The sequence below is a fragment of the Streptomyces sp. NPDC021622 genome, from assembly GCF_040640795.1.
Taxonomy (GTDB): Bacteria; Actinomycetota; Actinomycetes; order Streptomycetales; family Streptomycetaceae; genus Streptomyces.
In genome coordinates this window covers 13,826-27,842 of record NZ_JBFACK010000011.1, presented here as the reverse complement: position 1 = coordinate 27,842, position 14,017 = coordinate 13,826, and the positions used below count along the sequence as shown (strand labels likewise).

Here is a 14,017-nt window from a genome sequence, read left to right as displayed (position 1 = left end):
CCGTGGTCCAGCACATCTCTGTCAGAACGTCCGCCCGAGCGTTGTCCGGGGCGGCTGCCCCGGACGTACATTCATGCTCGGCGCTGCCGCACTGCGGTCGCATCGGCGAACATCGCCTACACCTCTCCGGCGGAGGCCGGTGGCATAGGCGAACATCGCCTATGCCTCTCGGGAGCACGCCGGCCCGGAGGTCAGGGAAGCTGCATGTCCCTGAGCTGGCGGCGGGAGGTGATGTCCAGCTTGCGGAAAATGCTGCGCAGGTGCGCGTCGATGGTGCGCGGGCTCAAGAACAGCTGCGTGCCGACCTCCTTGGAGGTGGCCCCGGTGGCCACCCGCCGGGCGATGTGCAGCTCTTGGGCGGTAAGCGCATCGGTCGGCCGGGCAGTTGGCTTGTGCGGCCGCTCGCCGGTGGCGCGCAGCTCACGGGCGGCGCGGGCGGCGAATGCCTCTGCGCCCATGCCCGACAGCAGTTCGTGGGCGGTGCGGAGTTGCTCGCGGGCGGCCTGACGCCGGCCTTCGCGGCGCAGCCATTCGCCGTAGATCAAGTGGGCGCGGGCGAGACAGGTCACCATCCGGCAGCACCCAAACCGCTCGATCGCCTCGCGATACAGCGCATCGGCGGTCGGCCCGGTGCTGGTCAGCGCGCGCGAGCGCGCCTCGAGACCGAGTGCCCACTGGGTGCCGCTGGCGCGAGTTCGCGAGCTGAGCAGCTCCAGCGCGTCGGCCGCTGGGGCTGGTTCACCGGCGCGGACGGCCGCCTCGATGAGCTCGGGCAAGGCCAGGTTGCTGTGCTCCAGCTCGTCGGAGTCGCTCGGGCCTGTTGCGGCGTCGAACGCGGCGCGGTAGTTGCCCAGGCTGTTGTTCAGTACGGCCAGCGTGTACTGGGCCACGGTGACCACCGCGCTCTCGCCCCGCCGGGTCGCGTCCGGGACCATGTCCGCGTACAGCTCGGAGGTTTCGGCCTGCCGACCGCGCCAGGCGGCGAGCTGGATCCCGGTGATGGTGACGATCGCCGGCTGGATCGCGGTGGCCTCGGCGACGAGCTCGGCGGCTTGGGTGAGCTCGCCGGTGTGTGCGAGCACGACGGCGAGATAGTCAAGCGCGGCGGGCAGCTCGGACAGTGCGCCGGCTTCGCGCGCGAGCCGGACGCGGCGGCCGGCCAGCTCAAGCGCCGTCTCGTCGTCGAACAGCGACACCGCGACGCGGCTGCCCAGCCACAGCCAGCGGCGGCTGTCGTCCGCTGCCGCGGTGCGGGGATGGCGATCGTGGTCGCCGAGCGCCCCCAGTGCCCGCCGCAGCCTTGGCATGCTCGCTTCGTACCCCTGCGTGGCCCTGGTCACAAGACCGTCGAGCAGTAGGTCCACCACCCCTGGCGGGTGGGGCGGTGCGGGCGCGGTCTGGGCGGCTTCGGCCACCTCCAGCACCCTGCGACCGCGGCCGAAGGAATCAGCGACGACAGCCGCCTCGAGCGCCTGCAGGTAGGTCTGGCGCGCCATCGCGACATCCAGCGGGACGAGCGTCTTGGCCGCGTCCACCAGCATCCCGGGCACTTCGCTGCCCCGAGTGGTATCGAACAGGATCTGGGCGCGCAGCAGCTCCACCCAGGTGCGTCCCAGCGGATCCAGCGGTACGGCCGCCGCAACCGTCAGCAGCTCCAGGGCTGCTTCGGACGCGCCGGCCTGGTGCGTGGCGTGTGCGGCGGCCAGCGCCCGGCGTGCACGGTCGGCGGGTTCGGGGGTCAGCACCACCGCCTGTTCCAAGAACGCGGCCGCGGCGGCCGGCCCGCCGCGGGTCCATGCCCGGCCGGCCAGACGCTCCAGTTCCACCGCTGTCGTCTCGTCGGCCCCGAGTGTGGCCTGCGCGCGGTGCCAGGCGCGGTGGTCGGGGTCGGCCTGCGGGTCAGTCGCCGCAGCCAGCGCGCCGTGCACGCGCCGCCGGTCAGACGGGTCGGCGGCACGGTAGACCGCCGAGCGCACCAGCGGATGCAAGAACCGCACCCGGGCGCCGATCTCCAGCAATTCCGCCGCCTTCGCCGGTGCAGCCGCCTCGGCGTCGATGCCCAGGTAATCGGCCGCACCCCGCAGCAGCGCCGTATCGCCGAGCGGCTCGGCCGCCGCGGCCAGCAGCAGCAACTGCGTCCCGGCCGGCAGGCTGCGTGACCGACGCTGGAAGCTCTCCTCGATTCTGCGCGGCACGCTCAGTGCATCCGGCAGCCCAAATCCGCCCGCCAGCTTCATCGGCTCTGCACCTCGGGGCAGTTCCAGCAGCGCCAGCGGGTTGCCCCGCGCTTCGGCGATGATCCGGTCACGTATCCGCTCATCCAGTGGTGTCCTGACCCCTGTGGCGAGCAACGCCTGCGCATCCGCTTCGCCGAGCCCGTCCAAGCCCAGCTCAGGCAGCCCGGCGAAGGGCTGAGCGTCGCTCGGGTCGGGGCTGTTGTCGCGCAGCGCGAGCACCAGCGCCACTCGCTCGGCGCCCACCCGCCGCGCTACGAACGCGAGGGTCTGTGCGGATGCCGCATCCAGCCACTGCGCATCGTCCACCAAGCACAGCAACGGCCGTTCCTCGGAGACCTCGGCCAGCAGACTCAAGCTGGCAAGGCCGACCAAGAACCGGTCCGGCGGGTCCCCGGCACGCAGCCCGAACGCTACGCCCAGGGCGGCCTGTTGCGGTTCGGGCAGCGCACCCAGCCGGTCCAGCATCGGCGCACACAACTGGTGCAGGCCCGCGAACGCGAGCTCCATCTCGGACTCCACACCAGCCGCATGCTCCACCCGGAACCCCGACGCGGCGCCACGGGCATACTCCAGTAACGCGGTCTTACCGATACCGGCCTCACCGCGCACCACCAGCACGCCACTGCGTCTCGACCGCACGTCTGCGAGTAGCCGTTCGATCGCCTTACGCTCGGCGTGCCGGCCTAAATGCATCGTTTGGTCTCCTGTGGGCGCCGACTGGCACTCGGCCGGGCAGCTACCCCGTCGGCGTCCATCCCCGGGGCAAGTCGCCGCCTGTGCGAAGGCGTCTGCCGGACCTGGTCGTTCAGCGCTGGACAGTGGTGATGAGCCCCTGCCCCGGCCGTGTGGACGGTCCGGACACTCGCGTGCCGGGCCCGGTACCCGGTCCAGCGGTGTTACAGCGCTCAAGATTTACGTTCGAATTGTATGTGTCGGCGAGTGAGCCGCGTACGAGGTCGTTTCGGCGGCGATGCGGACACGCCATCAGCCTGAGGTCCAGAAGCAACTTCCGATCTCACCTGTCGATCTCGGTGGATCAGGCGCACACCGCCGCGCTGATGTCCCGTACCGCTTCAGAACGCTTCACCGCTGCGTGCATGGCGAACTGCGCCGCCTCGGACACGGGGTGAGGGCAATGCCGCCTTCGGCTTTGAGGATTTCCCAGAAGATGCAGGGAGCGACCCTGATCCCGAGCACGGCCAGCTCTCCGTGGATGCGGGGGCAGCAGCCCTGGCCGCTGTTCTCGCGAACAAGGCGCAGGGCGAGAGCCCGAATCGAGCGGGCGGTGGGCGGGTAGGGGACCGAAAGTCGGCTACCCCTGCTGGCCTGGCCTTACGGTCCAGGCCAGGCGTGGCGAGATCCTGGGCAGTGATTGCGGCGCTGTCCCGGCTGCTATAAACGGCGAGGCCCAGGCCGACCGCCAACCCAGCCCGTCCTACGGGAGCTGTTGCTGAGGATGGCCACGGAGAACCCGCACTGGGATACCGCAGGATCGCAGGCGAACTGGGCCGCGCCGGTCGTCCAGTTGGCGCCTCCACGGTATGGGCGATCCTGAAAAGAGCCGGGATCGCCCCGGCACCACGACGCTCGGGCCCGACCTGGGCGCAGTTCCTGCGCAGCCAGCCCTCCGGGATCCTCGCGGTGGACTTCTTCCACGTCGACACCGCGTTGCTGCGGCGCCTGAACTGCAAGGTGGTCATGGAGATCTCCACCCGCCGAGTACACCTCCTGGGCGTCGCCGCCCACCCGACCGGTAGCTGGGCAGTCCAGCAGGCGCGTGAGCTTGCCATGGCACTGGACGGCCAAGTGCCCCGCACGATCAGCAACATCGCCCCGCAATTCCTCATCGCCGCGTTCGCCGACGAGAAGGGCACCGTGATCTCGAAGACCCCAGCGGCCAGACGGCCGCTGGGGTCGTTTCACACCATTCCGTCGACAACCAGCACGTCGCCTTCATGCACATCTTCAGCGTCGCTCAACACCTCACTAGGCGAGCGACCTGCCAGCGCCAACCACAGCTCACGTACTCAAGATCACTTAGTAGCTCGTACTGACGGTCGCCCCCGTGAAGGAGGACGTGGCGTGGAGGCTGACGTAGTGGTACGCCCCCGGCCGCAGGCCCGTCACCGTGAGGGACTCGGTGTTGTCCCGGCCGGTGGACCTGGCGGTGTGAGCGCTCGGCGTGGCCCAGGTGTCGGGGTTGAAGTAGAGGTCGGCGTTGCCCGTGCCGCCGGACGCCTTGATGGTGAGGGACTTCGTGCCGGAAGGGATCCAGATATAGAAGTGGGCGGTGTTGCCGGTGGTCGCGGAGACGTTGCTGCGCCCGCAGTTCTTGCCCAGGACCCGGGTGTCGGACGCCGTGCATTCGGTCGTTCCGCCGCCCGAGAGGGTGTCCAGCCACGCATTGAAGGAGCTGTCGTAGTTCAGCGACTTGGTGAAGGCGTACGCGTCGGCATACTTCCCCGTCCGGTAGTAGCCGAGCAGCCTGGTCACGTCGGCGGGGTGCTTCTCCAGCATGTACCGCGCCGCCAGGTAGCCCCAGTGGTAGGTCCGGGCCGTGTTGGAGTTCGCGTAGGTGGTGTCGAAGAGGGTACTGAGTGCGTACGTGTGCTTCGGGGCCTCTTTGAGCGCGGCGTCGTTGCGGAGGTTGCGGTAGGAGTACGACACGTACTCGGCCGCACCCTCGATCCACCAGACCGCCGGATGGGCCTGTCCGGCGCTGAAGTCGCCGTACATGTCGTACCGGCCGTCGAGGTAGTGGGTGTACTCGTGGTTGAGGTTCCAGATGCGGGCCGCGTAGCCGTTGTCGGTGTCCCACTGGTAGGCGATGAACCGCGGCTGGTTGCCCGCGGCTGAGGGGTCGCCTTCCAGGTACATGCCGCCGTTGTTGGTGTCGATGCCGTAGATCGCGCCGGCGTAGGTCTGGTAGTCGTCGCTGGACCGGAAGACGACCACCTCCATATGGGTGTTGTAGTCATCGGCCACCGGCCGCCCGCCGTCCTGGACCACGTCGTGGAAGTAGGTGTTCTGCCGGAGCATGCTCGAACAGGCCGCCTGGAACTCGTCGTTGGTCATCCTCTGGGCCAGGATGTGCAGCACTCCGGCGCTGCAGGTGTGGTTCTGGGGCAGCACCGCGGCCTTGAGCTGCTTCTCCAGGTCGCAGGTGCCGTAGGCGGAGCAGTTCGCGCTGTCCTTGCTGTTGGCCACGACGGCCACCCGTACCCACAGCTTCGCGCGGGCGCCGGTGATCGCGCTGTTGTCAAGGAGCCACTTGCTCAGCGGGCGGACCTTGCTCCGCAGGGCGGCGTACTGCACGAACCGGGCCGTTTCCCCACCGGCGTTGGCCACCAGGAACGCGGAGTCCGTGCCGAGCAGGTCCAGGTGCCGGGCGGCGAAGTTGTAGACCGCGTCCACGATGCTCGGGTCGGCCTGTACCGCGGCCGGGTAGCCGTCCGCCCACTCCCCGCGGAACAGGACGGTGAAGACGTTGTTGACCGCGTTGCGCATGTACCAATTGGCGTTGTGGGCGCTGTCGTACGCGGCGAGCAGGCGCTTGACGACGTACAGGTAGCGCGCGTTCTCCTCGGCGCTGTCGATGAGGGTGACGGCTTCCCCGAGGATCTCCCCGTTCGCGTCGCTCACGGTGCGGGTGGCCGGGTTGGCGTAGAAGGTGTCCAGCGCCTGCCTGGTCGCGGTGGCCAGGGTGCCCGTGTACGGGCCGACCGTGTCCGGGTTGTAGTAGTGGACGTAGTACCCGGCGCGCAGATACAGGATGAGCTGTTCAGTGCTGGCAGCGTTGGTCCCGTTGTACGACGCGGCGTTCGTCCGCAGCGCGTTGGCCACGGTGACCATCTGCGCCTCACGGAAGGCGTGGTACTGGTCCGAACCGGTCACGCTGAACAGCGAGTTGACGCAGCCGACCGAGGCGGCCTTGATCGCGTTGACCAGGGCCGTGCCCGTGTTGCCTGTGAAGTCGGAGACCCGGCAGTCGGCCGCGGTCCGGGTCGTCCGCAGCGCCTTGGGGGCCGTGGCGGCCGGGGGTGTGAGCGGTGCGAGCCGCTCGGCTCTCTTCTGCTTGCCGGGTCTGTCCTGCTCGACGATCTCGGTCGGTCCTGAGACCGGCTTGCCGCGTGCGGCAGTGGCGGTGGGCGTGGCAGCGGCGGCGGGCTCCGGAGCGGGGCGCGCGGCCAGTGCCTGCGCGCCGCTCCCCGCTATCAGGGCGGTACTGATCAATAAGGGCACGACGTAGCGCCGTAGGGACATCGCGACTTCTCCTTCTGCTGGGGATATGGAGAGCGATCTTGCTTGACATGAACACATGGCACATGTGACATGTAAAATTTCACATGGTTCATGGGCGGGCAAGACTCGCGTCCTTCATCCTTTTCGCCTTGTGTCATGCCACAACCCCCGTGCGGATCAAGGGAATTGGGACCAGCACGGGTGCACGTCGTCGATGTGCACCACGCCTTCAGGCACGGCCCCCAGGGTGTCGGCGAGGACACGCTCCTTCCCGGCGTTCTTCGCGGCGGCCGCAGCCGGGTCGGCGAGCGCCGCCCCGTCTCCCCCGCCGAGCGGGTTGGTGCCGGACCAGGAGCGGACGGCGAGTGCCCGCTGGGCGAACATCGAGCCGAGCACGGAGCGGAGCATCGTCTGCCCGGTCTTGCCGTCCCTACCGGCCACCGGCAGGTCGTAAAGGTGGGTCAGCGGACTTCGGGCTTCGCCGTCGATGCCTGGAACGGCTCGTCGTGGAAGGAGGTCGGCAGTGGCACCACGATCGGCTACCGCCGCCTCCTGAAGCTGTCGGAGCCGGTCACCACCAACAAGGTGCGACTGCGGATCACTTCATCCCGGGCGCTCCCGTCCGCCATCGCCACCTTCGCCCCTCCGCGTCCAACTGGTCGGATCGGACCGGCCGTTGTCGCTCACAGAGTTCCAGGCCCTCGGCTGACACCAACACCGAGCAGGCCCCCGAAGTCGAACGGGGCCAACTGAACCACTGCCGCGTAGGCGTCGAGCAAGTGCACGACAGGGGTGTCGGCCCGCTCCCCGCAGCGAGCTTCCATCCGAACAGCACGGCCTGCAGGTGATCGCCACGTCCGACAGCACATCCGAGCTTCGCTGCCCCTCAACCGCCTTGTTCTGAGCCTCACTTGACCTCACATATCCGCAGCGGCCCGCCCGCAGCCGCCGAAGCCGCACTCGAGGACTGTGCCGGCGACACCGCACACACGCAGACTTCCCGCGCGCTGGCAGGCCGCCCTGTGGCACTCAGCCATCGAAGGCCGGCGGGCCGATGCCATGGCCCCGCTGTTCGCCCTCAGCCCCAGCGGCGTAACGTCACTCCTCGCCCGCGCTCGCGACGGGCTGCGCGTGGCATTTCTGGACGAGCAGATGCGTGACCACCCCTAGGGTTGTCGGTCTCGTCCGCTTGCCTCACGGTCGGCCGGGCTGACCGAGAAGGCCGAGCACAACAGAAGCGATCACCACGGCCACCGCACCGCACAAGGCCACGGCCCGAAGCCTTCCGTTCCTTGCGCTCCGTTTTCGGGGGTGCCGGGCGCGATGCATGCTGCCGTACGCGGCGTCAGTCGCCGTCGATGATCTGGTACAGGTAGATGATGTGGGACTCGTCGTCCGGCATGGCGTTCACATCGTCGGACTCGGCGTCGATCCGGAAGTAGAACTCGGGGGCCTTGGGGCCCTTGAGCTGACCCTCGTCCTGCATCAGCACCAACTGGTCGAGGAACGCGTTGACGCTCGGCGTCTTGGTGCCGAGGTCCTCGGCGATCGTGCCGCCCACGACCACCTTGAGGTGGGCCGAGTCAATGAGCACGTTCTGCGCGGCCCCGGTCGCGCTGGACGTCCGGAAGTTGGGGCCCATGTCGCCGCACTCGTAGTAGCCCAGGGCGATGCCCAGCGTCGCGTCCGGGCTCTCGCCGCCCATGTCGACGGACTGGACCTTCCCGTAGGGGCCCTGACCGTCGTTGTCGCAGACCGAACCGGACGGCGGCTTCTGACGGTCCGCGTAGTCCCAGTTGTCGTCGCCTTTGTCCGAACCCCTGGTACCACCACCCGAGTTGGCACCGCCCGAACCCTCGATGTCGTCGCCCGTCTTCTCCGGGTCCGGGCTGGAGGTCTGCTTGCCGCCCGAGCCGCCGGAGTTGCCGTCGCCGGACGGCTTCTCGGTGGACTCGGACACCGTCGGGGACGGCTTGGAGCCGCCGCCGCTGTTGTCGTCGCCGGACGGCTCGCAGGCCGTGGTGGCCAGGGTCAGCGCGGCTGTGGCACCCAGCAGGCAGAGCTTCCAGTTCTTGAGGGTCTTCGTACGCATTGGGGTTCCTTGGTAGGTGTGACGGGAGCGGTGAGAGTGCTTGCTGCTTTGCCGGTACGTGGTCATGCCGCACACCGGCGCGATTGAGATCCGAGAGATCGGATGGGTTGGCCAGTGCGCAGAAGCCCGAAGGCGACGGCTTCGTGAACGTTCAAGCCCGGTGGGGAACGTTCAAGCCCGGTGGGAACAGCCGTGGCCGTCCCCACCGGGCAACCATCAGGTAGCCCGGTGTCGCACCGTGCGCGCTAGTGCTCAATCCAGCCGGTGCCCCCGAACAGGCCCTTGAACTGAACGTAGAACTTCTTGCCCGGTACCGCGTTGTGCGCGATGACCTTCCATTCCCCACCACTCACCGACTTCCAGGCATTGCAGGCGCTGGGAGTGCAGACCCGGACCTTGTGGGTGCCGGAGTTGGGCATCAGGCTGATGTTGTGGCACCCGCTGTTCACGACTGCCCAATGTCCTGCATTGGGCCAGTGGGCGTCGTTACCGGGGCCCGTGCCTGCTTCACTTTGATACGGCGCTGCGGAGCAGGATTGTGCGGTGGCCGCCGTACTGGGCGCCGAGGCCTGCGTGGGCACGGTCATGGCGGCCAGTACGGCCGCAGCGCCGCCCAGCGTCGTGGCGATCTGCCTGGTCTTGATCATCGATCCCCCAGTTCCCAGAGACATTCCGCGCGATCCGCGCCTGATGCCCCTTCTCATGATCATGGTGGTGTTCGAGCGCGCCGCCGCACCACAAGCACGTGACGCGCCTGGCCCGCGAGAAACCCGTCGTTCGGTCGCGTGGATTCCCGTTGGATTCGGCCGGAGTTGTCGGAGAGGCCGACACCCCCACCTGATGGCGCCAGCCAGCGATCGGCGCCATCAGTGAAGGTAGAAGCGGACACGTGACGGCGTCGTCGCGCGCTGGTTTGATCACCGCCTAAACCCTGGCGGTACGTTCGCCGTTCCTACAACTTTCGCGGTATGAGGTCCCCTTGCGTCCGCGATACCCCAAGCGATCACCGCCTGCCTGCGAACGACCGCACCGCCTCACGGCATCATCAAACCGTGAGACGGTGCGACCGTCACATCGATGCCCAGACGCCGGGCTACGACTGATCGTTGTGGAGGCTGACCGTGTCGATGGCCGGCGGACGGGCCCGGGACGAGGTGATCCGCAGCCGCACCTTGCTGGTCGTCACCGACTCCGACAGCTTCAGGATGCGGCGGTAGCCGATCGTGGGTTCACGGTGTTGAAGCTCGCTCCGGAAGACCGGGCGCCCCTGGCCGCTCTGCTGGCGCCGCTGCCCCGCCAGGTGCTGCACCGGCTGCGACTAGTGGTCCGGCCGGACACCGTGCCGCGCCGGCACCGCGACCTGATCAAGCGGCGCCATGCCCGCACATGCCGGCCGAAGAGGCCGGGCCGACGGCACACGGTCCGCTCGATCCGCGCGCTGATTCTCCGCCTGGTCCGGGAGAACCCGTCCTGGGGCTACCGCCGGGTGCACGGCGAACTCGCCACCCTCGGCATCCAGGTCGCCGCCTCCACCGTCTGGGAGATCCTCACCTCCGAGGGCGTCGACCCCGCGCCCGACCGAGCCGCCACCACCTGGGCCGACTTCCTACGCCCGCAAACCGACGCTCTCCTGGCCTGCGACTTCATCGAGACCGTCACCCTGACCGGCAGGCGCCAGTACATCCTCGCGGTCATCGAGCACTCCACCCGCCGCGTCAGGATCCTCGGCACCACCGCCGCACACCCCACCGGCGCCTGGGTCAGCCAAGCAGCCCGCAACCTGTACCTGATCCGCGACCGAGACGCGAAGTACCCCGCCCTCTTCGACAACATCCTGAGCGAGGTCGGCGTCCACGGCCCCTTGACGGGTACTCGGTCAAGGGGGCGAACAGCGCGGCCCCTTGCCTCGTACATCAGACCGGCCAGCAGAGACTCTCCGTGGGAGCGACCGGATCGGATGACCATCCGTCGACCCCCGGTTGACGTCGCTCCCAGAAACGAAATAGGGGCCACCCGAAGGTGACCCCGCATCACTTGCGGAGCAACAGCAGGAAGAAGCGGATCTTCTCGCGGATGAACGCTCGAACGCGCGGCAGGGCCACACCCATCTGCCCGGCGAACTCGGGCCCGAACCGTTCACCCATCTCCTCGCTCCGGTCGCGGAAGACAAGCTCCATCACGTCCATGCTCAAGGCGAGGTTGGCCGTCAGGTCCTTGAGTTCAAGGGTGTGGAAGCCCGCGTCCTCGACCAGGCCGAAGAACTCCGGCATGCGCAGGGGGAGATTGCTGGCGAGGACCTGATCGTAGAGGGCGCTATCGGCCTCTGACGGATCGGCGGTGAGCACGGCCTCCAGGACGAGTAACTCACCACCGGGCCGGAGCACGCGCCATGCCTCTTTGAGGGCCTTGGCCCGGTCCATGTGCCCGATGCTCTCCACGGCCCAGGCACCGTCGAACGACTCGTCGTCGTAGGGGAGCCGAGTGGCATCGGCCACCTCGAAGGTGAGTTGTTCGGAGCCGGCCGCAAGCCGGTTGGCACGGTCAATCTGCTCCTTGCTCACGGAGATGCCCGTGACGTGTGCCCCGGTCTGCTCGGCGAGTCGGGCGGCCGGGCGGCCCGGGCCGCAGCCGATGTCCAGGAAGCGCCGGCCGGGCCGGAGGTGGAGGACGCTGATCAGGTAGTCCGTGTACCGGTCCTGTGCCTCGGACGAGAGGGTGACCAGGTCCAGGCCGGCGGGGTGCGGCGCGTCCGGGGGCACCCAGAGACCGCAGTGCAGGCTGTCGCCGATGGTCTGGTGATAGACGTCGCCGAACTGGTCGTACCAGGTGCCGACTTGCTCGGGGGCGATCGGCTCGGCCTGCTGGGCGACGGGGGCGGGGCTCTCTTGCGACACATGTCCTCCTGACGGGGAAACGGCACGGTGGCACAGCAGCGAAGGCTGTGCCTGGGGAGACCTGCGGGACGGCGTGCGGCGGTGCGAGAACCTCTCGGTCACGCCCGAGGGCCGGCCGGGGTGTGGCGCCCGGCCGGTCACCGCCGTCAGGCCGGGCGGTACGTGCCCGGGGCGAGGTAGACGGCGAAGCGCGGGGCCGAACCACCGCGGTAGGAGAGGAAGTTCTGGGTCACCGACTCCGTCAGCGGGCCGTCCGCCAGGGCGTGGAGGGCAGCCGTGTAGGGCGCCGGGTCCACGTTCTCCTCGCGCATGAAGGCCGCCACGCGGTCGTGCGCGGTCTCATCGTCGCTGTGACCGGGGATGAGCGGCACATAGAGCGTGGCGCCCGGCGCGTCCTGAGCAGAGCTGAAGCCCCAGCAAGTGACGGGGGGCTTCGGCCATCCGGACTCGCGGCGTCCGGTGACGCGTTCGAGAGCACGGGCGAAGGAACCGGGTATGTGATCGCGGGCGACGGCCGACTGGGCATCGATGTCATCGGCGGTCACACCTGTGTGCGCGAGGTAGACCTTGCAGCGGGCCTCTCGGGCGTCGGACAGGTCCAGGGCCAGTGCGGCAGGCTCGTGCGCGATGCCATGGACGCCGCCCAAGTGGTCGGCGAGGGCGCGCCAGGGGCGTTCCATGCCCAGCCGGATCATGGCCTCCTCCGTGCGAGCAACAGCGTGTTCGCGGCCGGCGACGGCGGGGTTGAGATAGATCTTGTAGAGCGGGTGTCCGCCCCGCCAGGCAACCCCGTGGGAGAGCGAGAAGTATCCGCGCGGGTCCCGGTCGGTGAAGAGGTCCTCGACGGCGAGATAGCGCTCGATCGAGACTCCCGGACGGCCGGCCAGGCTGCGGGTGAAAGTCCTGCCGTCTTCCTGGCGGGCCAGAGATGTACCCGGGTGACTCGGGGTTTCGAGCGAAAGGCGCAGCTCGCTCTGGCCGTCGGCCCAGGCGAACGACACTTCGAAAGGCATGCCGTCGATGGCGACCCAGCACGCGCGCTCGGGCGGCTTCCCTGCGGGGAGTTCACCCCAGGCCCCTAACAGCTCGCGGACCAGGGCGAGTCGCGAGCGCCGTTCGCTCTCGCTCGCACCGAGCACCTCGCTCCCGCGCAGGATCTTGTCGCAAGCGATGTCGGCGTAGCTGTCGGTCGGTTGGTACCTCCGGGACTCGAAGCGCACGGGCCGTCCCACCATCTCGGCGGCGACTCCCGTGTCCGGTGTGAGAGCTGCAGCTTCCATTGACTCTCCCTGCACGACTGGGAACACGTAACGGGCGCAAACGATCGGATCGTCTCATCCGGTGATCGCAGACATCCGTCATCCGGAGAGATCCATTCGACTACGGAGCACTAAGTACGGCTATTTCGGCCAATGTTCAGCATCATCCGAAACACCACTACGCAGGACAAGTGGAGTTGGCGGCGAAGGACCGCAATCCGTAGCCAGTCGTGCGCACATGGTCGCACCTGCGCTTACCCAGGGTCGTATCGGTCTGCGCGGGGTCGAGCCGAGAACGGCCTGAAGATCTCACCCAGGAAGTTTGCGCACCGGTTTCGAGGCGACGGCCAGCGCGTACCCGATGCCCCGTGTCGCGGCGAACTGCTCCACGATGGCCCTTGCCTGCCCGAGTGCCTCGCTCGCCGCGTCGGTCTCCGCGACCTCGGGGACCACGGCGTCGGAGAGCCCGGCGAGGACGCACTCGAGGGTCCTGCGGACGCTGTGGTCGGAGACGTCGAGGAGCTCGTCCAGCACGAGCCCGCTGCGGGTAATCAGGCCGGGATAGTCGTCCAGCGGGGCGATCGCGGCGATGCCGGTCATCTGGAGGTACGCCGAGAGGCCGGCCTCCTCGGCCTCGGTGAGCGGGGCTCGCTGCACCAGGTTGGCGATGACGAGGCGACCGCCGGGTCGCAGGATCGTGGCGAGTTGCTTCAGTACGTGCCGCGGATCGGGCATGTGCAGCAGGGACTCGAACAGCCACACCGCGTCGAAGGACTCGGGGGCGAAGCGAAGGTCGGCCGCGTCGCCGTGTTCGAACTTCACCTGGCCGCCCAGCCGTTCGGCCTCGGCCGCCAGGTTCGCAAGCTGGACCTGTTCGCGGCTGATGGTGATGCCGACGACCTCCGCGCCCGTGGACCGGGCGAGCCGGAGGGCCGGTCCGCCGGTACCGCAGCCGACGTCGAGGACCCGTCCGCCCCTGCGCACCGCGAGCTTGTCGATCATGAGGTCGGTCATGCGCCGGGACGCATCGGCCATGGAACCGGTGTCGGCGGGGCCGTCCCAGTATCCGTAGTGCAGGCTGCCGCCCATGAGGGCGCTCAGCAACTCGGTTCCCTGGTCGTAGAGTTCTCCGACCACTTCGGCTGTGACTCCGTGCCTGTCGGCAGTCATGGTCCTGGCCTCCCCTTCAGTAACTCACCGGCGGCTTCCACCGCGTCCCCCTGTGCCGTGTCGCCGAAAGCGAGCGGGATCTTCCCAGTACGGCGCGGAGCATGCCGGAGCTTTGCCCGACAT

At 68.6% G+C, this 14,017-nt stretch carries 8 protein-coding genes and 2 pseudogenes; 1 reads left to right on the top strand and 9 read right to left on the bottom strand.

Annotation, left to right across the window (positions count from 1 at the left end; all coding sequences use genetic code 11):
* Positions 1 to 191: 191 nt before the first annotated feature.
* The 6 genes and pseudogenes from AB0G47_RS22160 to AB0G47_RS22135 all read right to left on the bottom strand — a co-directional run bounded on the left by AB0G47_RS22160 (position 192) and on the right by AB0G47_RS22135 (position 9,880).
* Entirely contained in the window at positions 192 to 2,930 is a 2,739-nt protein-coding gene (locus AB0G47_RS22160; RefSeq protein WP_360772492.1) for a LuxR family transcriptional regulator, read from the bottom strand.
* A gap of 1,344 nt (positions 2,931 to 4,274) precedes the next feature.
* Complete coding sequence (locus AB0G47_RS22155; RefSeq protein WP_360772489.1) at positions 4,275 to 6,500, bottom strand: M9 family metallopeptidase; 2,226 nt, start codon at positions 6,498 to 6,500, stop codon at positions 4,275 to 4,277.
* A 183-nt stretch (positions 6,501 to 6,683) separates the two neighbouring features.
* Positions 6,684 to 6,926: pseudogene (locus AB0G47_RS22150) on the bottom strand (myo-inositol-1-phosphate synthase); the annotation flags it as partial.
* 898 nt (positions 6,927 to 7,824) lie between these two features.
* A complete protein-coding gene (locus tag AB0G47_RS22145) occupies positions 7,825 to 8,571 on the bottom strand; it encodes a hypothetical protein (protein ID WP_360772486.1) in 747 nt (248 codons plus the stop codon).
* 245 nt (positions 8,572 to 8,816) lie between these two features.
* The gene (locus AB0G47_RS22140) at positions 8,817 to 9,218 is read right to left on the bottom strand and encodes a hypothetical protein (RefSeq protein ID WP_360772483.1); all 402 of its coding nucleotides are present in this window, start codon (positions 9,216 to 9,218) and stop codon (positions 8,817 to 8,819) included.
* Positions 9,219 to 9,664: 446 nt separating this feature from the next.
* Complete coding sequence (locus tag AB0G47_RS22135; RefSeq protein ID WP_360773230.1) at positions 9,665 to 9,880, bottom strand: hypothetical protein; 216 nt, start codon at positions 9,878 to 9,880, stop codon at positions 9,665 to 9,667.
* On the opposite strand from AB0G47_RS22135, the pseudogene AB0G47_RS22130 reads away from it, so the two are divergent.
* A pseudogene (locus AB0G47_RS22130) lies at positions 9,806 to 10,441 on the top strand (integrase); the annotation flags it as partial. The gene AB0G47_RS22135 and the pseudogene AB0G47_RS22130 sit on opposite strands and share 75 nt — an antisense overlap.
* Positions 10,442 to 10,601: 160 nt before the next feature.
* On the opposite strand, the gene AB0G47_RS22125 reads toward AB0G47_RS22130, so the two are convergent.
* The 3 genes from AB0G47_RS22125 to AB0G47_RS22115 form a co-directional block, all read right to left on the bottom strand.
* A complete protein-coding gene (locus AB0G47_RS22125; protein WP_360772480.1) occupies positions 10,602 to 11,465 on the bottom strand; it encodes a methyltransferase domain-containing protein in 864 nt (287 codons plus the stop codon).
* A 146-nt stretch (positions 11,466 to 11,611) separates the two neighbouring features.
* The gene (locus AB0G47_RS22120) at positions 11,612 to 12,745 is read right to left on the bottom strand and encodes a tryptophan dimethylallyltransferase family protein (protein WP_360772477.1); all 1,134 of its coding nucleotides are present in this window, start codon (positions 12,743 to 12,745) and stop codon (positions 11,612 to 11,614) included.
* A 288-nt stretch (positions 12,746 to 13,033) separates the two neighbouring features.
* Positions 13,034 to 13,894, bottom strand: coding sequence for a methyltransferase domain-containing protein (locus AB0G47_RS22115; protein WP_360772474.1), 861 nt, complete (start codon positions 13,892 to 13,894; stop codon positions 13,034 to 13,036).
* Positions 13,895 to 14,017 lie beyond the last annotated feature (123 nt).